This window comes from Bradyrhizobium sp. MI1.7, assembly GCF_055811795.1.
Window position 1 is genome coordinate 15,461 of record NZ_JBVVPO010000010.1, and the last position, 19,808, is coordinate 35,268.

Sequence of the window (19,808 nt, forward strand, 5' to 3'; positions counted from 1 at the left end):
GCTCTATGTTGATATGTCAATAAATGTTTTGTCAAGAAATTTGATCTGGATCAATGCGCTGCAAAATGCGGGACTTGGAACGAAGTCCATTGGAGATCTTCGAAAATGCCGGCGACCAAGAAATTCGAGAGGGAGAAAGCTTCGGACGAACGTTCTCGGAGTGCCGGAATGCTGGCTCGTGAGCATGTGGCCGTGCTGGTGTCGACCCTCGGCATGCGCCTCAACAGAGGTGCGACCGCGTATTACCGCGCGGCCTGGAACATCGGCATCGTGGAATGGCGTCTTCTCATGACGCTCAAGAGCATCGAATCCCTCAATGTCAGTGAGCTTTCCGACGCCGCCGACATCGACAAGGCTGCAGCAAGTCGCAGTCTCGCCGTCCTGGCGGATCGAGGGCTGATCTCGATCGAGCAAACTCGCTCCCGTGGCAGAGCCGCCATCGCCAAGCTTACCCGCGAAGGTAGAGATTTCGCCACGAGAATGGCCGAAGCTTCGCGTAAGCGCGAGGCTCGGCTATTCAAAGATTTCCCAACCGCCGACAAACAACAATTGTCGCAACTTTTACATCAGCTTTCTAATGCCTTGGATCATGCTGATTGGGAGCACTAACGGATCCCACAGCAGCGGCAGGATCAAATGAGCTACGATGCTCAAGTCCACCCCGCAGAATGTTTCTCGATAGGATGCCCCCGTCTCACTCACGGCACGCGCGACGCTCTTGCCCTCCTTAGGGAGACGGCCGGCGGTTTCGGATCGCCCCAAAGTCCTGCTAGGTGGTGCATTGTTCTGAAAGTTGTAGCCGTCTCTCGCTTTTCAACCCGGATCGCCCGCAACAATTCGTAGACGTGGCTAGGCTTGATCTCTGGGATCGTGAGTTTCCAATTGCCGGGTAAGCGTACCGTTTGAGCGACGACGGCCATTGAACGCGATGCTTCGTGCTCCAGATCGACCAGTGCTTGCGCATGTAGATTTCGGCGCACAGCTCGAAAGTAGGCAGGGTGACCTTGGTCTCTCCGGCTTTCGCTTCCTCAGGCGCCGCTCGCTTCTCCACACGATGTCGACGCCGGGTGCGCTGCGATCGCCTTTGACACGAAGACGCGCTGCGTCGCGGACAAGCCGCGCGTCCTTTAGCGACACGTCCTTGAGCGATCCTAGACCGAGCCAGCGCGGCTTACCTTCTTTCCAGTACCGGTAGCACCAGTTCTTGCAATCGCGATGACGAGGTAGAGACCGTCGCCGTTGTTGTTGCTGGCTGAGAAGATGATGACGGCACTGCGAAAATGCGAATAATTTCCGTTGGTCACTTTTGAGGGGCTGTGTGATAGGCCAAGCGGTCTCCCATCCTCAAGCAAGTCGATCTGGTCGGACCACTGTCAAAGTCTTGGCACTGGCCTGTTTCCGGCGACAGTGGCCTAGTTTGAAATGACAACGTGGCCCGTTTTGTTCTGGGCCAACCATACGGTGTATTCACGGGCGGAACACGCCGTCATAGATTGCCGAACTTTCCCGGTCTTGGCACGATCTGCAATAGACGCCGCATTCTGACGGGCAATATCATTTCCCGTTTCAGGACTATGGAGGGCGGGCGCGCTTCGCGGGCTAGCTCTTAGTCCGTATTCCTGACCGCCTCAGCTAGTATGGCGTAAAGCTGGCGCTTGCTGAGCTCTTTGGGCTGCCGCTTCTCCAGTGGTTTCGACACCTTCTTACCTACAGTGCGGGCACAAGCGGCGGACAATGCCGCTCTCTTCCGGTCTACCCCTGTGAACGGAAATCGTCAGACTGCACCGGCATGTATCACGCGGGCCAAAACCGGACTCGTGCACCGTAGAAAATGATGGCGCATGATCTACTTATCCTATCGGTTCTGGTATGATCCTTAAGGTGGTTGAATATCTCGGGAAGCGGATTTTTCGAGCAGGAAGGGCATCTGCGGAACCTAACGTAACATCAGACGTTCTTCCGGCGTATGAGCAGCGCCGTCGCCCCGGCGCAGCCTGCGCAGAGGCGTCGCGCTGTGCTGGTCGGAGAGAAAGCTCATGAGACTCACTCTTTCGGTCATCAAGGCTGACGTTGGCTCAGTCGGCGGGCATACGAAACCATCTTCACGCATGATGGCAGCTGTCGAGGGCGAGGTCGCGAAGGCGATCTGCAATGGTCTGTTGATCGACGGTTTTGTCTGCCACACCGGCGACGACATTGCGATCATCATGACGCACACTCGGGGCGAGGGGAGCTCCGAGATCCATCAACTCGCCTGGAAGGCGTTTCTTGCGGCCACTTCGGTTGCAAGGACTTCCGGTCTCTACGGCGCCGGCCAGGATCTTCTCGCAGACGCACCTTCCGGAAACATTCGCGGTGCCGGCCCGGGCGTCGCCGAGCTCAGCTTCGACCACAGCCTCTCGGGGCCGAGACCCGCGGAATCATTCATGGTGTTTGCCGCCGACAAATGCGGCCCCGGCGCCTATAACCTGCCGCTCTACCTCGCCTTCGCTGATCCCATGTATTGCGCCGGGCTGATGCTACCCCCGATGATCAAGGGATTCCGTTTCCATGTCATCGACATGGACCACACGGCGGGCGACAGCGTGATCGAACTCGACGCGCCCGAGGACAACTACCACATTGCCGCGCTGCTCCGCGACAACGAGCGCTTTGGCATTGATCGCATCGTTTCTCAAACATATGGCGAGGTTGCCGCCGCCGTGTCGGCGCAACGTCTTCACGCAATCGCAGGCAAGTACACCGGCAAGGACGATCCGGTCGCAATCATCAGAAACCAGGGAATTTTCCCGGCGCCCGAGGAAATTATCTCGCCCTTCGCCAAGGCACACTTCGTGGGCGGCGATGCGCGCGGCTCGCATGTGATGCCGCTGATGCCCGTGCCGCTCAATACACCGGTCACTGGCATGTACTGCCTGCCGATCGTTTCTTGCGCTGGCTTTTCGGTCGACAAGGACGGCCGCTTTTCCGAGTCCTATACCGATTTCTTCGACAACCCGGCGTGGGACGAGGTGCGCCGGCGCGCGCAACGCAAGGCAATCGAGATGCGCAGCCAGGGCTGGTCCGGCGCTGCGATGCTGCCCTATTCTGAGCTGGAATATGGCGGCTTCCGCGACACCGTATCCGCACTCGTGAAGCGATTTCGGCTGCGTGAGGAGCGCAAGCCGGAAGCGGCCGAGTAGCGAAGCTGCGCTGTGCATTATTACGACCTGCCAATGCTGGGAGGTTTGGCTTGGCGAAAAGACGCATCGGCATTCTCACGGGCGGCGGCGACGTCGCCGGCCTCAACGCAGTCATCAAGAGCGTGACTTATCGCGGCAGTGAGAACGACATCGAGGTCGTCGGTCTCCGCCGTGGTTGGGAGGCCCTCACGCACTTGAACCTCGAGGACCCGACCAGCAGGTCTCACTATGTCATCCCGCTCAACCGTGAAAACACTCGCACTATCGACCGGCGCGGCGGCACCGTGCTGCACTCGAGCCGCATCAATCCGTCCAAAATACAAAAGCTGCCCGATCATCTCGTCGGCAGGGACGTTCCAGTCTCCCTGAGTACCAAGGACGGCATCGTAACCAAGACCTGGGACCTCACCGGCCAGGTGCTGGCGAACCTTTCGGGGCTCGGAATCGAACACCTGATCGCCATCGGCGGCGACGACACGCTCAGCTATGCGGCCAAGCTCAACGAACTCGGCGTCAAGATCATCGCCATCCCGAAGACGATGGACAACGACGTCCGCAACACCGAGTACTGCATCGGCTTCTCGACCGCGATCACCCGCGCCAGCGATGCCATCCAGCGACAGCGCACCACTGTCGGCTCGCATGAGCGAATTGGCATTTTCCGCGTCTTTGGCCGCGATGCTGGATTCACAGCGCTCTACGCCGCGTATGCGACCTCGATACGATGCGTCATACCGGAGTACAAGGTCAACCTCGACAAACTGATCCAGCTGCTCCTCGAGGAGAAGCGAGCGAACCCAAGCAACTACGCGCTGATCGTGCTCAGCGAGGGTGCCGAGTGGGAGGGCTTCAACCTGCAGGAATACGGCGAGCCTGACGCCTACGGTCACCGCAAGAAGGCCAACGTGGCGGAATCGCTTGCCGACGAGATCAAGCGGCGCGCCGGCGAGGAGACGATCACCTCCGACCTCACCTACGACCTGCGATCGGGCGATCCGGACTTCATCGACAAGCTTGTGGCCCTGACTTTCGGCAACATGGCCTACGATGCCATCCTGGAAGGCAAGACCGGCCTCATGTCGGCGCTGGTAGAGGGCTGCTACGACCTCGTGCCCATCCCTGACGCCAAGCTCGGCCCGCGCAAATTGGACGTCGCCAGCAGCTACAACACGGAGCGCTATCGCCCCATCTACGGCAACAAGCAGGGGTTGCCGATCTTTCTCAACCGCGCGTCATAGATAGATGGTGACCCAAGCGCCGGCATGACTGGTTGCTGCGGGTGCGTCGCAACCGGCCTTGTCGCCGCCGCGCCACCGAGATCGGGGAGACGGCTCATGAGGACCTTGCTGCTGCTCGTGCTTTCTATGGTGACCGTCGTGCGCGAAGTGACCGCACAGGACGCTCAATGCGTCCTCGAACGCGCCGCCATGGTCGAAACCATCCGGTCCTACGCCCGGTCCCACGTCAGTGTTTTGGGACAGCAGGGGCTGTCGGGGAGAGTCCTTGAGGCCATGGGGCAAACACAACGCCATCTGTTCATCCCTGAGCGATCTTGCTCCATCGCATACGCAGACATGCCGCTTCCGATCGGCGCCGGCCAGACCATATCGCAGCCATTCATCGTGGCCTTGATGACTCAGCTGGCTTACGTCGCGCCCGATGATGTTGTGCTCGAAGTCGGTACGGGTTCGGGCTATCAGGCTGCCATCCTTGCGCACCTGGCGCGAAAGGTCTGCACCATCGAGATCATCCCGCAGTTGGCCGCAGCCGCAGCCAAAACGCTCAAGGACCTCGCGTATGACAATGTGAGCGTTCGGCTTGGCGACGGCTATGCCGGCTGGCCCGATTGCGGTCCTTTTGAAGCAATCATCGTCACCGCAGCGCTCGGGCACGTACCGGCGCCGCTGATTGAGCAGCTCAAATTGGGTGGCCGGCTGGTGATGCCGGTGGGACCTGCCTACACCACTCAGCAGCTCACGGTGGTGGAAAAAACCGGCCCGGGCAAGACAACAACGCGCGCCGCCAGCCTCGTGCGGTTTGTACCCTTTACGCGCTCACCAGATTAGAAACCAATCGACGTTTAATTCTTGAGCAGCACTTGCGCAGTCGCCTCGCTGGCTGGAGCCTTGCGGAAAGCGCCAGCTGTTCGAACCTGTCGGCTTCGGGTCAAAATCCGCATTGACCGCCGCGAAATCCAACTTCCGCTCTGCCCCTGTTAACGGACATCGTCAGACGGTCAGTCGGGTCCGCCACCAGTTGCAACTCAAAAAGACCCGCGCGCGAAGGGGAACCGAATGCGCTAGGTCGCATTTCTAGACGTACAGGCACACTTGCTACGTCAAGCTGACCCTTTCACGACAACTTCCGAAAGGATGGCGACCATGCCACGGGTGAAGCAAGCTGCGAAGCACGTACGCGCAACCAAAGCCGCCGCCGTCACGGCACTCGGTACGGCCGGACTGGGTCTCTCGCTGGCGGGGAGCGCATCCGCGCACACGATACCCACTGCTCATATCCCGCATTCTGACAACATCTCGCCCAATCAGCGCTTCGTTCTTGGCGAAGAGGAAATGGCCGACGTCAGTCTCGCCACGTTCTATCTCTTCGATAAGGAAAATGCTGGAAGCGACGTGCAGCTAGCCGCCGTTGTTGTTCGCCGAGGTTGCGGTGGTTGCCGTGGCTGCCGTGGTTGCCGAGCTGTGCGTGGTTGCGGTGGCTGCGGGGGTTGCGGCGGCTGCTGCGCACGCTGGGGACGGTGCCGCTGGTGCTAAGTTCCACGACCTAGCGGATGAACGATAAAACTTAACGAACAATCGTGCGGCATCTCCGCCGCAGGTCGGCGATGATATCACCCCTGTAGCCTGCTTCTCAGTACATCCGTGAAACCGAAGCGTCGACCGATGTTATAGGGTCTTCAGATTTTCAGCGCTCGTCTTTCCGCGCCTCGGATCGGTCTTCTCCTCGAAGGAGACCTTCTGCCCTTCGGCTAGTCCATGAAGGCCCGCACGCTCGACGGCGCTAATGTGAACAAATACATCCGGCCCACCATTGTCCGGCTGAATAAAGCCAAAGCCCTTCTGGCCGTTGAACCACTTCACGACACCCGTTGCCATTATCCGTCTCCAACAGTACCCACGAAAGAGTTCGCTACCCACAATCCGTGTGAGCAAATTCGATCCAGCGATGTCTTGGAAAGGCCCCCTCGGGGCGCGGCCATCAAGTCATTCAATAGGTCGAACCCCTTCACCATACCACCGGTGGCATGGGTTGCCACGGGAATGAGATGAGAGGGCGCCGCGGCTGGCCTCGGGTTCCGCGGCCTTCTCGAAGGGACTGTTCACGGCCCGCAAAACCTTGATTGCAATCAGCGGGCCGGCGGGCTTCTCTGTGAGGCGCACGCGCCCCAAATGCTGTAAGGAACACAATGCCCTACATCTTCTCGATCAACGACGACGTTCATCATCAAGCCCAGCGACCGCAGGGCCGCGCCGACAATGGCGAACGGACCGTCTACACTATTGTTGCATGCCTCCCGATTGAGGCGGACGGACGCATTCGATACCGCATCAAAAGCAAAACCGAGAATTTCGAGCGTGTTGTAACTGAAGATGAACTCAGTCAGTGGCTACAGCAGTAGGCGCGACAGTGGGCCTGTCGGTTGGTTCACAGGGGAGATCCAGCTCGACCTGCTTGCGGTCCACCTCGCTTCTCAGCGGCATTCGTACCGCGAGTGCAAACACCGCCTGTATCGGATCAAGCTCAAGGCCTCTCTTCGTTGCGTGTTCAGCCCGAACTATGCAGCCCCTGTGTTCCCCAATGAGCGCCAAAGGAGCCGCGACGCTAGTGGCCCGTGGCGTGCCGGTTCATTTCCTCCAGAAGCTCGCGCATTGCGTCGAACTGCGTGCCAAAGCCTTTCCAGTCGCCGGACTTCAATCGTTCAACGGCATGATTGTAGCGGTCGAGCGCCTCCCGTGCCTGACTTGCCGACGGGCGTGCGACAGGCATTTCCTCCTTCGTGCTCGAGACCGGCCGCACCGCGCCAGGCTCGATAAACAGTGCTGACAAGGCCTCGTCGAGCGTCTCCTTCATCACCACATGTTCACCATAGGCTGCGATCACGCGTTTCAGCTCCGGCAGGTGTCCGTGCTCCGCTCGCAAATAGAGCGGCGTTACATAGAGGATCGAGTTCTCGATTGGGATCACAAGCAGGTTCGCACCGCGTATCACCCGCGAGCCCATCTGATTCCACAGCGTGATCTGCTGCGATATATCGGTGCTCTGATTGATCCGCGCTTCGATCTGGAACGGCCCGTAGACGAGCTTCTCCTTGGGAAACTCGTAGACAATCAGCTTGCCGTAGTCGGGTGCGTCGCAACGCGCGGCGAGCCACGCGATCATATTGTCGCGGCGGCTTGGCACCATGGGAAGCATGAGGAAAAACTCGGCCTGCGGCTCGCCGGGCAGTCGCATGATGATGTAATATGGGGCCATCGTCGCAATGCCGCCGCCGCCCGGCTGGCGCGGGAACTGCCAGAGATCCTCGCGGTTATAGAAAACGTCAGCGGCCTCCATGTGATAGCTCTGATAGAGCTGCGCCTGAATCAGGAACAGGTCCTCCGGATAGCGAATGTGCCTCTGCATATCCGCCGGCATGGCCGAGAATGGCTTGAACAGGCTCGGAAAGATACGCCGATAGGTCGCTGCAATCGGATCGCCGGTCTCCATCAGGTAAAAGTCGACGGTCCCGTTATAGGCATCGACGATGACCTTCACTGAATTGCGAATGTAGTTGATATCCTCGTCTTGCGCCGGCTGCGCGGAGGGGAAGTAGGAACTCACCGTGTAGGCGTCCTGCATCCAGAACATCCGCCCATTGCTGATGACCAGATAAGGATCGTGATCGAGCCTGAGGAACGGGGCGATCGTTCGTACTCTTTCCCCGATATTGCGCCGGATCATGATACGGCTGTCGGTCGTGATGTAGCTTGAGAGCAGTAGGTTCGGGTCGTTGAAGTAGTAAGCGAACAGGCCTCTCCACACCATCGCCCCTATCGGAACGCCGCCCGTACCGTCATAAGCCGCGTAGACATTATCCTTTCCCTTCGGATAGTCGAACTCCGGCGTGCTCCCCTTGACGATGACGTAGTTGTCGCTCCGTTCGCCGTAGTAGAGGCGCGGCTCGTGGATATTGGGGCCTCCATCCGCAACCGGAGGGATATCCCGCAAATAGAGCAGCGGTAGCCCCTCGGTGCTTTTGCGCGTGACCGGGCTCATCACCGCGCCATTGCCGTGAGTAAACAGCACGTGGCGGTTGACCCATGTCTGGGCATTCGGCGGCAGCAGGGAGGGCCGCAATTCGCGAGCCGAGAGCATTACGCTTTGGTAGGAGCCATCGAGCCAGTAGCGATCAACATCAAGATCATGGAATTTGTAGTAAGTGCGGATCTCTTGCAGCTGCGCGTAGGTGTCCGACAAGGGCAGCCAGTCCCACAGCCTGATATTGTCGATTGTCGCCTTGTTGGCGTCGAGCGTCTTGAAGCTAAGCTTCTGTTCCGCCGCAAACGGCTTGGCTGCGATCTGATCGAGATTGTATGCCTGCCGGGTGAGCGCAATGTTGCGTTCGATATAGGGCCTTTCCAGCTCCAATTCGCTTGGTTTGACGAAGAACTCCCGGAACAGCACGGGAATCACGCTAGACAGCACGAAAGACCCGATCACGACAAGCAGGAACGCGGCGGCAGGAAGCCGGTAGGTGCGCACCCGCAAATTTGCCCACGTGGCGAACGCCGCGATGACCGAAAGTCCGATCACCAACCACAAGGCCGGGAGCCTCACGTGGACATCGGTGTAGCTTGCGCCGACGACCACACCGTTGTCGCCGTAGAGCAGCAGATAGCGATCAAGACCATAGGACCAGGCCTTCACTGCAAAGAAAAGACCGAGCAGCACCGAGCCGTGGGCAATCGCCATCGACGACATTGATCGGCGATGAAGGTCGTATTCGATATCGCCGTGCACCCAGTAGATCGCCGCGGCGAAAAGCGCGCTGAGAACGAGCACGAGCATGATCCAGTTTTTGATGAGGATATAGGCGGGCAGCGAGAAGAGATAGAAGCCGATGTCCTTGTTGTAGAGCGGATCGTCTGCGCCATATGGCACCTGATAGACAAACCGCAGGAAGACACCCCAGTTGCCGACTTCTGCGGCGGCGACGAGCAGAGCGATCAAAGCTGCCCCACCTACGGTCAACCGGGACCACGGCAGTCGACCGCGTAAAAGCGCAAGCAAATCTGGCGGCGCGTTGACCGCGAAGTTCCACACCGAAGCGGTGACAAGCTGTGTCGACCGCCGTCGGGCAAAGCGCAGGGCGAACCATCCGTTCAGCCAAAGGATGATGGCGGTTCCGGTCCAGACCGCAAGAAAGATGACGGTTTTCGCACCGATTGTCGTCCAAAAAACCTGCGGATAATTGATCGAGGAAAACCACAGCCAGTCGACGAGGAGGTCGCTCGCGAGCCAAAGCAGGATCAGGCAAACCCCAATGACAGCGGCCGCAATAGTGAGCCCGACCACGGCACTCTGCCTTGGTACCTTCCGTTCGGGTCCGGTGATCCCGATCGTCATGGCTTGATCATAGCGGAAATGAGGGACGCCCGCCGCTCGATTTCGCGGTCGGAATAGCGCTTCAAGGCGGGGGCACGGGTGCTCGAACCTGGGTCGCCAGGATCGCGAAACAGCGCAAAGTGGCGAGGTCCGCCGCGAATTCCCATTCGGCCTCGGTCGGAAGTTCCTTGCCTGCCCACTTGGCAAAGGCCTCGGCGTCGTTGAACGCCACATGCACGACCGGGTGCTCGTCCAGCCCGCGGATCGAGCTGCCCGGTCCGTTAAGGCCGCCGCCAGCAGAAAATTTGTCATAATTCAAAGGCACGCGATGTGCCGTTCATCGGCGCGACCTAAATGATCTGCGGACAGTTTCTTCCTGACGGCTCTGCGATTGCGCCAACGAGTCGCGATGATTGCCTATGTTGTTTCGTCAAACTACTGCTCGACAGCTGACTATGGTCTCTCCGTTCTTGTGGTAGATTCGGCGGCGCTATCGTGCCAACCGGCCAACCAACGATCGGATTTCGGCACGTGCTGATTCAGTTGTCCGCAGGTTGCTCGCTCATATAAACTACCCCCCGATCTCCGGCGGAGCCTTGCCATGAAAGCCTTCTTGCTCGCCTGCGCAGCCGCAATTGTGATCGCGGCGGCCGGTTTTGTCGTCCTTGACCAGATCCAGGAACCCGTCCAACAAGCGTTTGCGACGACGGGCGTGCGGCTCTGACCAAGCGCCTGGCACATTTATGGGCCGCGCGATCCCTACTCCGCCGCGGTGGCCGCCGGCCGGGGCCGTGCATTCGCTTCGGCGCGCGCATTCTGCTCTTCAAGCCAGAGCCCATGGTGCTCCTTGGCCCAGTTGACATCGACAGTGCCGCTGCCCATTGCCTCGAACGCGCCTTCCATACCGATCGTCCCGATATAGATGTGCGCCAGCATCGCCGCGATGAAGAGCATCGCCACGATGGAGTGAACGATCTGCGCGAACTGCATCCCTTCGATACCTGACAGATAGAACGGGAACATCAGCACATATCCGGTGGCCGCCACCAGGCCTCCGCCAATGACCACGATCCAATAGATTGCCTTCTGGCCGGCGTTGAAACGATAGGCCGGTGGATGATCGTGACCCACAATACCGCCACGGCGCTTGATCCAATCGACATCCGCCTTGTTCGGGACGTTGCCAGCGATCCACATCAGGAAGATCAGCACGACTCCGATGGTGAACGGAAAGCTGAGGTAGTTGTGCGCGTACTTCGCCCACTGCGACCATTCGGAAAACGCCTCGTGGCCAATCAGCGGCAGGAGCAACGGACGGCCGAAGGTGATGTTCAATCCGGAAATCGCCAGAACGACAAAGCAGGTCGCAGTCATCCAATGCACGAAACGCTCGAATAAGGAAAAGCGCACGATTGTGCGGCCGGATCGTCCGCTTTCCAGACGGACCATGCCGCGCGTCAAATAGAAGATCACGAGAACCGCCAGCATGCCGAGGATGGCAACCCCGCCAATCCAGCGCAGCGCCACGTTGCGGAATTCACGCCACTCGCGGCCAGCCGGCTGCATGAGCACGCTGGAGCGCTGGTCGGGAATGCTGACGCGCCCCTGGATCCGGTCCATTTCCTGGAGCAGCTGCCGCTCGTTAACCGAGCTCGCTGTCGGATTGACCTGCTGGGCCAGTGACGGTGCCGGCGCCGCAATGATCAACAGAAGCAATGCCCACGCGCCGATGGTGACTGGAATGAACCTTCCGGATGACGACATGAACTCCTCCTCGGCATCTGCGCCGCGTGGCCGCGGCCTGCTTCAGGACTCGATCGTCTCGCGATAGGCGGTTTTCCAGCCCCATGCGCCCGAGCCGTAGCCGCGCTTCAGTACGCGCTCTCTGTAGATCTGGGCGATGATCTCGCCATCGCCGGCGAGCAGCGATTTTGTCGAGCACATCTCGGCGCAGAGCGGCAGCTTGCCTTCGGCAAGCCGGTTCGCGCCGTATTTCTCGTATTCCTCCTTGCTGCCGTCGGCTTCGGGACCGCCGGCGCAATAGGTGCATTTGTCCATCTTGCCGCGGGAGCCGAAATTGCCGACCTTCGGATATTGCGGCGCGCCGAACGGACAGGCGTAGAAGCAATAGCCGCAGCCGATGCAGAGGTCCTTGGAGTGCAGCACCACGCCGTCGGCCGTGGTGTAGAAGCAGTTCACCGGACACACCGCAGCGCAGGGCGCATCGGTGCAGTGCATGCAGGCCATCGAGACCGAGCGTTCGCCCGGCTTGCCGTCATTGATGGTGACGACACGACGCCGGTTGATGCCCCAGGGGACCTCGTGCTCGTTCTTGCAGGCCGTCACGCAGGCGTTGCACTCGATGCAACGGTCGGCGTCGCAGAGAAATTTCATACGTGCCATCGTCGTTGCTCCTTATGCCGCCGCGATCTGGCAGAGAGTGACTTTCGTCTCCTGCATGTTCGTCGCGGGATCATACCCGTAGGTGGTGATCGTGTTCGCGCTTTCGCCGAGCACGATCGGATCGGTGCCCTTGGGGTAGTTGCTGCGAAGATCCTTGCCTGCGAGCCAACCGCCGAAGTGGAAAGGCATCCAGGCAACGCCCTTGCCGACACGCTCGGTGACGAGCGCCTTCATCCTGGCCCTCGAATTGTTCTCTGCGCCCGTGACCCAGACCCAGCCACCGTCCGTGACGCCGCGCTCGGCGGCATCGGCTGGATTGATCTCGATGAACATGTCCTGCTGCAATTCGGCGAGCCAGGGGTTGGTGCGCGTCTCCTCGCCGCCGCCCTCATATTCGACCAGACGGCCGGACGACAGGATGAGCGGAAATTGCTTCGCGATCCCCTTCTCGACCGCCGCCTTTTGCACCGAGAAGCCGATATTGGGCACCCGGAACTGCTCGGCGTCGGGCAACGTCGGATATTTCGCGACCAGGTCGACGCGCGGCGTGTAGATCGGCTCCCGGTGTACCGGAATGGGGTCGGGCAAGCCGAACGCATTCATCCGCGCCTTGCCGTTGCCATAGGGCACGCAACCATGCATGAGCGCGACACGCTGGATTCCGCCCGACAGGTCGAGCGACCACGACACCACGTCTGGCTTGGCCGGGTTGATCTTGTTGATCACAGCCATTTCGGCTTCCGTGAGCTCCGTGTCCCAGCCGAGCTTCTTCAGGCTCGCCAGCGTGAATTCCGGATAGCCGTCCTCGATCGCCGAACCCTTCGAGTACGAGCCGTCCGCGAGCAGGCTGACCTTGCGCGTGGTGCCGTCGGGCAGCTTCTCTTCGCGCTCGACGCCAAAGCGCGGACGGAACGTGCCGCCACCGTCCATCACGTGCAGATTGGTGTTGTAGAGCAGCGGCGTGCCCGGATGCTTGACTTCAGGTGATCCCCAGCACGGCCAAGGCAGACCGTAATAGTCGCCGCCGACCTCGGGATCGTCCTTGGGCGCCCGCATCGTCAGCATGTCGAACTTCGCCTGGTTCTTCATATGCGCCTTGAGGCGCTCGGGCGATTGCCCGCAATAGCCGGTCGACCAGCTGCCGCGGTTCATCTCACGCAGGACATCCTCCGCCTCGGGCAGATTGTTCTCGACCTTGATGTTCTTGAACATCTTGTCGGCGAAGCCGAACTTCTTCGCCAGGAGATAGATGATCTCGAGGTCGTCCTTCGATTCGAAGATCGGCTTCACGACCTGCTCGCCCCATTGCAACGAGCGGTTCGAGGCAACGCGCGAACCCTTGCACTCGAATTGCGTGGCAACCGGGAGAATGTAGACTCCATCCTTGCGTCCCGCCTCGACCGAGAGCGAGGCCCAGGTCGTCGGATGCGGGTCGGCGATGACGAGCAGCTCGAGCGCCTTCAGGCCATTAAGGGATTCAGGAATGCGGGTGATGCTGTTGCTGGCGTGCCCCTGCACGAACACGGCCCGCACATTGTCCCTCTGCGCGATCCGATCTTTCGGCAGCGTGACCGCTTCGAACCAGCGGGTCAGCGGGATGCCGGGCGTTTCCATGATCTGCTTGGAGTCGAAGCGCGACTTCAGGAACTCATGGTCGACTTCCCAAACCCGCGACCAGTGCTTCCACGCGCCTTCGGCGAGCCCGTAGTAGAACGGCAGCGTGACGATATCGAGCCCGACATCGGTCGCGCCTTGCACGTTGTCATGGCCACGGAAGATGTTGGCGCCCATGCCCGCTCCGCCGACATTGCCGGTCATCAGCAGTGCGATGCAACTGGCCCGCACGTTGGCGGTGCCAACGGTCTTCTGGGTCTGGCCCATGGCCCAGATCAGCGTTGCCGGCTTCTCGGTAGCAAACATCTTGGCGACGCGCTTGAGCTGCTCGCCGGGAATGCCGGTGACACGCTCGACTTCTGCCGGATTCCACTTCTCCACTTCTTTCCGGAGATCATCGAATCCATAGACCCGCTGTCGGATGAACTCCTTGTCTTCCCACCCGTTCTGGAGGATGTGCCACATCATGCCGTACAGCACCGGGATGTCGGTGCCCGGCCGCATCCGAACATATTCGGTCGCGTGTGCCGCGGTTCGCGTCAGGCGCGGGTCGATGACGACAAAGTTGGCCTTTTGAAGCTCCTTGCCCTCGAGCAGATGCTGCAACGATACAGGGTGCGCCTCGGCTGGATTGCCGCCCATGATGACCTGGGTCTTGGCATTGCGGATATCGTTGAAGCTGTTGGTCATCGCGCCGTAGCCCCAGGTGTTGGCCACGCCGGTAACGGTCGTTGAATGGCAGATGCGCGCCTGATGATCCGTGTTGTTGGTTCCCCAGAACGCGCCGAGCTTGCGGAACAGATAGGCGCCTTCGTTCGTCATTTTGGCCGAGCCGAGCCAATAGATGGAATCGGGCCCAGATTTCTCGCGGACTTCCAGGAGCTTGTCGCCGATCTCGTTGATCGCCGTATCCCAGGAGACACGCGTCCACTGCCCGCCCACGAGCTTCATCGGATAGCGCAGCCGCCGCTCGCTGTGCACGAGCTCGCGCACAGAAGCGCCCTTGGCACAATGTGATCCGCGATTGATCGGGGACTCCCAGCTCGGCTCCTGGCCGATCCACACCCCATTCAGCACCTCCGCCGTCACGGTGCATCCAACCGAACAATGCGTGCAGACGCTCTTGCGAACGGTTGCTCCCGATGTGAGGGGACCTGCCACTGCTGCTTTCGCCTTGCGGACGCCGCCGACCGGCAGCGTGCTCACTGCAGCGAGAGCGCCGCCACCAAGGCCAGACCGGAGCAGGAAGGTGCGGCGGTCGAGACCATTGGTTTGCCCGGACAAACCTCCCGCGATTGATCCGCGTGAAGCGGATTCGGAACGCTGTTGTGTTCTCCTGATCAGCACGGCCGCCTCCTCTCAACCCGGATAGCGATTGACACGGTAGTACGCCTTCACATGATCGGTCTCCTTGTAGCGCGCCTTGCGTTTCTCATCGTCGGTCTCGCTGTCCGCCTGAGCAGGCGTGATCAAGGGCGTTGCCAGCGTCGCGCCCGCACCGACCGTGCCGATGCCGACCTTGCGAAGGAAATCGCGGCGTCCGACTGTCGTTCTCTGCTCGTCCCTCATCGCATCTCTCCTGGACCAGCGGCGCTGGTCAGTTGACAAACGTGAAAGCCTCGGATTCGATTTCCAGAAAATTTCGTCCAAGTGTTCCGACCGACCGGTAGAATTTGGCGTTTTCCGCCTTCTCCATGTCGGCAAACAAACGTCCCATCCAGCGGGACACATGCTTCTCGAAGAATGTGCGCTGTGCTTCCGTTGGCACCGGGAAGCGTGCCACCGCAAGGCCCGCCATGATCTCGCACAGCGTCGCCGCGTGATCCTCGGGCTCAAAATTGCTCTCGACCCGCTCAATGCCGAGCGCGGCGAGATCGTCGCGCAGGCGCGACAGCGGACGTTCGTGGAGAAAGCCCGTCAAGTAATAGGATGCGTAAGGCAGCAACTCGCCGCGACCCAGACCGACGAAGAGGTCAAAATATTCGCGCTCGACCTCGGATACGGCCGCTACCGATGCAGCTTCTGCAAGGGTTGCGTGGGCGCGTCCAAGCGGCGTCGCATCGCCATGCAGTTGCGCGATCTGCTCGAGCAATGCGGCCGACGGCGCGGACGAGAGCAAGGTTGCAAGCAGCGCGTATTCCTGCGCGCGCGCGGCATCGGTCGGATCAACCGCGTCGTCCGGCGCGGCCGGCTCACTATAGAGATCGGGACGAAGCACTTTGCGCGACACACCCGTCGCGCCTTCGACCGCAATCACACGTTGCGCGGGCACCCTGTTCCAGTTCGACACCGAGGGCTGGGCAATACCGATTTTTCGGGCAAGCTCGGCAACGCCGCCCGCCGCATCGATGGCTCGTTCAAGGCCCGCATCGCGCATGCCGACCTCCCATCCAGGGGGCCAAGCGCTTGATTGCGTTTGCGTAACAAAGACTAGCCGCGTGTCCGGGAGCGGTCAATTGATAGCCATAGCCTGAGGCTATCGCATTTAGTCGCAGTCTACCGGGGCAACGCCCCGCCATGTGTGCGGTGCCGAAGGGGAGTCTCTTCACTCGCAGCTACGGGTTGCGATGCAGTAGAATTCGACGGCAATTCCGCGGCTGCGAACTCGCCGAGCGGTCGAGGTTCCTTGATCGCCTTCACCGGATTTGATGATTGCTCGAAACCGGCCTCCGCGGGAGCCGATCGCGCGGCGTTTTCGGCAGCCTCGCGCGGATCGGGGAGGCCCTCGGCGGCCTCTACCACGCCCCCGACGACGCGGCGGACGAGAGCGTCAATTTGCTCGGCCGAATAGTCCAGCGGACCGAAGCCAGCCATGGCGTTCGGGTCGTTGAAGTCCCAGGCGTTTTCCGCCAACCCCACGAAATCGCGGATGGTGGGATCGGCGCTCCAGGCGCGACGGAGCGCCGCCCGGCTCAACTCCTGCGGAATGCCTTTGCGCAGGAAAGCCGTGATGTCGGTGGCAGCATCGATCGATTCAATCGGGGGCAAGTTCGACAGCTCCGTCTCCGGGGGAGCCGGCTCTGCCGCGGCCCGGTTGGACAGCGCCGGCCCATGCGCCTCAGCGGCTTCTTCAGGGGCTGGTTCAGCGTGACCGGCCTTCGCCTCTTGCTTGCGGCGCGCCCAGCGCGCCAGGAATTGCTCGTCGCTCATTCGTGCTCACCGTCGTGGTGACGCCGCGCAAGCGCCTCAGGATCGGCGCGGCGTCGCTCGCGCTTGACGAATTCCCTCTCGACGTGGTGCTCGGCGATGAAATTTTCAATCGCCTTATGCAGTATCTCAGGCATTGGCACCGCTTCGACCAGATTGGCACCTGCTTCCGTGAATGCCTCGCCTTCCGCTGGATCTGCGGTGACGGCCGAAACGGCATAGGGCCAGGCGCCCTCGGAGGGAGTCAATACGATCCAGATGCGGGGAGCGCCCGTGGCAAGATTGTCGCGGTAGCGCTCGGTTTCCGAGCGATAGAGATCGACCATGGCGTTCCCGGCATAAAAGAGCGTCAATCCCTCCTGCGCCCGTAGGACAGTCCACGGCATCATCTCCGACTCATCCGGCAAGACGCCGATGCCGCGCCAGACAAAATCAATCCATGGGGAATCCGCCTCGCGGCGCTCGACGACAACGCCGACCGGAATGCGCAACAATGGCAGCGCGCCGGGGCTCACGTTGCAGCCTCCAGGTGCTTGATCGGCAACCCCGTCAACAGATTCTGCGGCTTCATCTGCACCAGCTGATCGGAGGTCGTTGCAAGGATCAGGTAGACCGGCTCGCGCCCGACCGCATCAACGACCAGGCTGGAATCTGGAAAAGCGAGCCGGAACAGCGCCAGCACACGGCTTGCGGTGCGGTCGTCCAGCGCCTCTCCATGCCAAAGCTGGTCGCCCATCCGGGTGGCTTCAGCATCGAGCCCAACATACCAGGTGAGCTTCGCATCGCGCAGGGCGGTGAGCGGCTCAATTCCGACGGCAAATCCAAGCAAATGAGTAATCCAGCGCCCCATGGCCTCTGCCAGCGCAGCGGGGCCCCGCGTTCCGCCGGTGAAATCGAGCGCAAGATCGAACTGATCGCTGCGCTGCCAGTAGCTGTCGGCATTCCCCTCGCTGAGGACGTCGACCTCCGCGCCGGTTGTTGCCCCCAACATGGACATCAGCGACAACACGGGCGTTTGGCTTGGCCCGCCAATGATTTCCTCGTCGCCCAACAGCAGCAAGTGTTCGTGCGGCACGATACGCTGCGGCCGGAAGAACAGTTCGGCCGCGCGCAGCACGAACGGGTCCTCGCAGCCGTCAAGCGCATTTCGCAGGATCACGTGAACAAGGTGGTTCACAAACAGCGGCGGCAGGTTGACGTGACGTGAGCGAACCAATGCAAGGTAGGCCGCTTCCAACGTGGGTTCGCGCAGCAGAAGCTTCCGAAATGCCAGTACGAATTGCCAGTTCTCCCGCGCATCTGCATCGGCGATCGCAGCTACCTCCTCCGCAGCGACTGCCCGGCCCGGGTCAGCGAGCAGCTCCTGGTGCAACCTGCGTTCGACCGCGCAGGCGTCGTCCGGCGGCATCAGTTCGGGGCGCACGAAGTAGGCCTTCAGGAACTCATCCGTGACCACGAGCCCGCCGCTCGCATTGTGATCGAGCAGATGGTGGCCGCAGGCGATCCAGAAATCCCTCATCGGCGCGACGGCTCCTCGCTCATATTCGCAAGATTGAGATCCTTGTCGGGCTCGGTGTCATCCTCCACTTCCATGAACGAGAACGCCTTGCCGTGACGCTGGCCCTCGCGCAGTTGCAATCTGCGGAATGACTCGCGGACCTCGCCATTGCTCGCCGAGCGGTGGACCGCGATCAGCGCGCTGATGGGATGCGTGCAGAGTGATTGCGCAAAGGCGACTTCCTCTTCAGCGGCAAGGCGCGCGGTTGCAAGGTCCGGCGCCCCGAACCGTTCGACCAGTTGTTTCGCAAGGAGCTCCACCAACGTCCGGCGATCGCCTTCAGTCGCGGGGACGATTTGCACCAGTGTCGACCAGCCCCAGGATTGCACGCCGAGGAAACCGCTTCGAAATGCCGAACGGTCCTTGCCGCTCAGCTTCGCTGCATCCCGATTACAAAAGCGGAAGGCGCCCGACACCGCCCAATCGCCAGGCTGCGCCGGCACGTCGAACACGAACGTGTCGGATGGATCGAGCGCGATGGTGCGCAAGAGCTTCACAGACGCGGTCCTCCGAGTATTGAATCGAACCATGACGGCGATAGCAAGCCCTTCTTCAGGTCGTGCCGATCGGTCCTGTTTGTCCCAATCCGGCGGGCAATAAGGTCACCGTTGTCAGCGATCACATATGTGGTTTGCCGCGCACACGGCAACCGACTTAGAAACTCGCGTGCGATGCCGTCGAATCCATCGGCTTGCCAGGCGTCGAGAGCGCGCATCAGATGCCGCACAAAGCTCTCCGTCACCTGAATCGCGCCGGCCTCACCAAAACCCTCCTGATCCAGGGCGGAAGCGAGCGGATAAACGCCGGCTTCCCTGTCGCTCATCGCAACCGTCCGGATCATGGCACCGAACACCAGCCAGCGCGGCGGCTTGTCCTCCTTTGCGGACGAAGGCCAGCCGAGCCGCCCGCCACCAACGAGGCCGCCGTCAACACGGATCGCGTCCGGCCAGTCGATCGCGATCTCCTTGTTCGGCGGCGCATACGCGCGCAAGGCGTCGGTCAGCGCCACCATCCCCGCATAGAAAGCGCGGCGCGCGGTACGCAACGGCTCGCCAGGTTCAAGGACGACTGCGAACTCGGCAAGATCGAACCGCCCCACGTAGGTCAGCGTACCTGCCCCACTCTCTTCGGCGATATGCATGGCATGGGCGAAAGAGTCACGACTTTCGCGCAGCCTCACCAGCGTGAATGGCGGAGGCAGATTGATTGGCTCCGTGACCGATGAGTGCCCAGGGGCTGTCGGTGTCAGGCGGACCTCCAGCTTTCTTTTCTTCTCTTGTGAGAATAACTTAATCGACCAG

At 60.8% G+C, this 19,808-nt stretch carries 19 protein-coding genes and 1 pseudogene; 6 read left to right on the forward strand and 14 right to left on the reverse strand.

Going from position 1 to position 19,808, the window contains the following annotated elements:
• The first annotated feature begins 105 nt into the window (after window positions 1-105).
• Complete coding sequence (locus tag AC0L3X_RS12260; protein WP_063985298.1) at window positions 106-609, forward strand: MarR family transcriptional regulator; 504 nt, start codon at window positions 106-108, stop codon at window positions 607-609.
• Between the two features lie 240 nt (window positions 610-849).
• Here the strand turns inward: AC0L3X_RS12260 and AC0L3X_RS12265 are convergent, their stop codons facing one another.
• On the reverse strand, window positions 850-1,323 hold the full coding sequence (locus AC0L3X_RS12265; protein ID WP_346283416.1) for an Arm DNA-binding domain-containing protein: 474 nt from the start codon (window positions 1,321-1,323) through the stop codon (window positions 850-852).
• A gap of 713 nt (window positions 1,324-2,036) precedes the next feature.
• On the opposite strand from AC0L3X_RS12265, the gene AC0L3X_RS12270 reads away from it, so the two are divergent.
• The 3 genes from AC0L3X_RS12270 (at window position 2,037) to AC0L3X_RS12280 (ending at window position 5,248) form a co-directional block, all read left to right on the forward strand.
• On the forward strand, window positions 2,037-3,182 hold the full coding sequence (locus AC0L3X_RS12270) for a fructose-1,6-bisphosphatase (protein WP_063985299.1): 1,146 nt from the start codon (window positions 2,037-2,039) through the stop codon (window positions 3,180-3,182).
• Between the two features lie 50 nt (window positions 3,183-3,232).
• Window positions 3,233-4,420 (forward strand): 6-phosphofructokinase, encoded by a 1,188-nt coding sequence (locus tag AC0L3X_RS12275; protein WP_063985300.1) that lies wholly within the window; start codon window positions 3,233-3,235, stop codon window positions 4,418-4,420.
• 96 nt (window positions 4,421-4,516) lie between these two features.
• Window positions 4,517-5,248 (forward strand): protein-L-isoaspartate(D-aspartate) O-methyltransferase, encoded by a 732-nt coding sequence (locus tag AC0L3X_RS12280; RefSeq protein ID WP_084795290.1) that lies wholly within the window; start codon window positions 4,517-4,519, stop codon window positions 5,246-5,248.
• A gap of 837 nt (window positions 5,249-6,085) precedes the next feature.
• Here the strand turns inward: AC0L3X_RS12280 and AC0L3X_RS12285 are convergent.
• Window positions 6,086-6,295, reverse strand: a complete 210-nt coding sequence (locus tag AC0L3X_RS12285) for a cold-shock protein (RefSeq protein WP_038945713.1) — start codon at window positions 6,293-6,295, stop codon at window positions 6,086-6,088.
• 311 nt (window positions 6,296-6,606) lie between these two features.
• Between AC0L3X_RS12285 and AC0L3X_RS12290 the strand changes: the two genes are divergently transcribed.
• Window positions 6,607-6,819, forward strand: coding sequence for a hypothetical protein (locus AC0L3X_RS12290; RefSeq protein ID WP_063985301.1), 213 nt, complete (start codon window positions 6,607-6,609; stop codon window positions 6,817-6,819).
• A gap of 203 nt (window positions 6,820-7,022) precedes the next feature.
• On the opposite strand, the gene AC0L3X_RS12295 is transcribed toward AC0L3X_RS12290, so the two are convergent.
• Together AC0L3X_RS12295 and AC0L3X_RS12300 are read right to left on the reverse strand one after the other, a co-directional pair.
• Window positions 7,023-9,806, reverse strand: a complete 2,784-nt coding sequence (locus tag AC0L3X_RS12295) for a UPF0182 family membrane protein (RefSeq protein ID WP_063985302.1) — start codon at window positions 9,804-9,806, stop codon at window positions 7,023-7,025.
• 130 nt (window positions 9,807-9,936) lie between these two features.
• Window positions 9,937-10,065, reverse strand: a pseudogene (locus AC0L3X_RS12300) (formylglycine-generating enzyme family protein); the annotation flags it as partial.
• A 321-nt stretch (window positions 10,066-10,386) separates the two neighbouring features.
• On the opposite strand from AC0L3X_RS12300, the gene AC0L3X_RS12305 reads away from it, so the two are divergent.
• The gene (locus AC0L3X_RS12305) at window positions 10,387-10,509 is read left to right on the forward strand and encodes a hypothetical protein (protein ID WP_256376430.1); all 123 of its coding nucleotides are present in this window, start codon (window positions 10,387-10,389) and stop codon (window positions 10,507-10,509) included.
• Between the two features lie 35 nt (window positions 10,510-10,544).
• On the opposite strand, the gene AC0L3X_RS12310 is transcribed toward AC0L3X_RS12305, so the two are convergent.
• The 10 genes from AC0L3X_RS12310 to AC0L3X_RS12355 form a co-directional block, all read right to left on the reverse strand.
• Entirely contained in the window at window positions 10,545-11,549 is a 1,005-nt protein-coding gene (locus AC0L3X_RS12310; RefSeq protein ID WP_063985304.1) for a formate dehydrogenase subunit gamma, read from the reverse strand.
• A gap of 42 nt (window positions 11,550-11,591) precedes the next feature.
• The gene (fdh3B, locus tag AC0L3X_RS12315) at window positions 11,592-12,188 is read right to left on the reverse strand and encodes a formate dehydrogenase FDH3 subunit beta (RefSeq protein ID WP_063985305.1); all 597 of its coding nucleotides are present in this window, start codon (window positions 12,186-12,188) and stop codon (window positions 11,592-11,594) included.
• A gap of 12 nt (window positions 12,189-12,200) precedes the next feature.
• The gene (locus tag AC0L3X_RS12320; RefSeq protein WP_063985306.1) at window positions 12,201-15,149 is read right to left on the reverse strand and encodes a formate dehydrogenase subunit alpha; all 2,949 of its coding nucleotides are present in this window, start codon (window positions 15,147-15,149) and stop codon (window positions 12,201-12,203) included.
• Window positions 15,150-15,161: 12 nt separating this feature from the next.
• Complete coding sequence (locus AC0L3X_RS12325) at window positions 15,162-15,371, reverse strand: twin-arginine translocation signal domain-containing protein (protein ID WP_063985307.1); 210 nt, start codon at window positions 15,369-15,371, stop codon at window positions 15,162-15,164.
• Between the two features lie 28 nt (window positions 15,372-15,399).
• Window positions 15,400-16,179 (reverse strand): molecular chaperone TorD family protein, encoded by a 780-nt coding sequence (locus AC0L3X_RS12330; RefSeq protein ID WP_063985308.1) that lies wholly within the window; start codon window positions 16,177-16,179, stop codon window positions 15,400-15,402.
• Between the two features lie 119 nt (window positions 16,180-16,298).
• The gene (locus AC0L3X_RS12335) at window positions 16,299-16,952 is read right to left on the reverse strand and encodes a DUF3306 domain-containing protein (protein ID WP_063985309.1); all 654 of its coding nucleotides are present in this window, start codon (window positions 16,950-16,952) and stop codon (window positions 16,299-16,301) included.
• A complete protein-coding gene (locus AC0L3X_RS12340) occupies window positions 16,949-17,464 on the reverse strand; it encodes a DUF3305 domain-containing protein (protein WP_063985310.1) in 516 nt (171 codons plus the stop codon). Before AC0L3X_RS12340 ends, AC0L3X_RS12335 begins: the two co-directional genes overlap by 4 nt.
• A complete protein-coding gene (locus AC0L3X_RS12345; protein ID WP_063985311.1) occupies window positions 17,461-18,468 on the reverse strand; it encodes a DUF6352 family protein in 1,008 nt (335 codons plus the stop codon). The genes AC0L3X_RS12340 and AC0L3X_RS12345 overlap by 4 nt, the downstream gene beginning before the upstream one ends.
• Entirely contained in the window at window positions 18,465-19,004 is a 540-nt protein-coding gene (locus AC0L3X_RS12350; protein ID WP_063985312.1) for a DUF6505 family protein, read from the reverse strand. The genes AC0L3X_RS12345 and AC0L3X_RS12350 overlap by 4 nt, the downstream gene beginning before the upstream one ends.
• Entirely contained in the window at window positions 19,001-19,708 is a 708-nt protein-coding gene (locus AC0L3X_RS12355) for a biotin/lipoate--protein ligase family protein (protein ID WP_354132303.1), read from the reverse strand. Before AC0L3X_RS12355 ends, AC0L3X_RS12350 begins: the two co-directional genes overlap by 4 nt.
• Between the last annotated feature and the right edge of the window lie 100 nt (window positions 19,709-19,808).

Coding starts and splice junctions, on each gene's coding strand:
- AC0L3X_RS12260 (WP_063985298.1), top strand. CDS start 106: ATGCCGGCGACCAAGAAATTCGAGAGGGAGAAAGCTTCGGACGAACGT.
- AC0L3X_RS12270 (WP_063985299.1), top strand. CDS start 2,037: ATGAGACTCACTCTTTCGGTCATCAAGGCTGACGTTGGCTCAGTCGGC.
- AC0L3X_RS12280 (WP_084795290.1), top strand. CDS start 4,517: ATGAGGACCTTGCTGCTGCTCGTGCTTTCTATGGTGACCGTCGTGCGC.
- AC0L3X_RS12285 (WP_038945713.1), bottom strand. CDS start 6,295: ATGGCAACGGGTGTCGTGAAGTGGTTCAACGGCCAGAAGGGCTTTGGC.
- AC0L3X_RS12290 (WP_063985301.1), top strand. CDS start 6,607: ATGCCCTACATCTTCTCGATCAACGACGACGTTCATCATCAAGCCCAG.
- AC0L3X_RS12295 (WP_063985302.1), bottom strand. CDS start 9,806: ATGACGATCGGGATCACCGGACCCGAACGGAAGGTACCAAGGCAGAGT.
- AC0L3X_RS12305 (WP_256376430.1), top strand. CDS start 10,387: ATGAAAGCCTTCTTGCTCGCCTGCGCAGCCGCAATTGTGATCGCGGCG.
- AC0L3X_RS12310 (WP_063985304.1), bottom strand. CDS start 11,549: ATGTCGTCATCCGGAAGGTTCATTCCAGTCACCATCGGCGCGTGGGCA.
- fdh3B (WP_063985305.1), bottom strand. CDS start 12,188: ATGGCACGTATGAAATTTCTCTGCGACGCCGACCGTTGCATCGAGTGC.
- AC0L3X_RS12325 (WP_063985307.1), bottom strand. CDS start 15,371: ATGAGGGACGAGCAGAGAACGACAGTCGGACGCCGCGATTTCCTTCGC.
- AC0L3X_RS12330 (WP_063985308.1), bottom strand. CDS start 16,179: ATGCGCGATGCGGGCCTTGAACGAGCCATCGATGCGGCGGGCGGCGTT.
- AC0L3X_RS12335 (WP_063985309.1), bottom strand. CDS start 16,952: ATGAGCGACGAGCAATTCCTGGCGCGCTGGGCGCGCCGCAAGCAAGAG.
- AC0L3X_RS12345 (WP_063985311.1), bottom strand. CDS start 18,468: ATGAGGGATTTCTGGATCGCCTGCGGCCACCATCTGCTCGATCACAAT.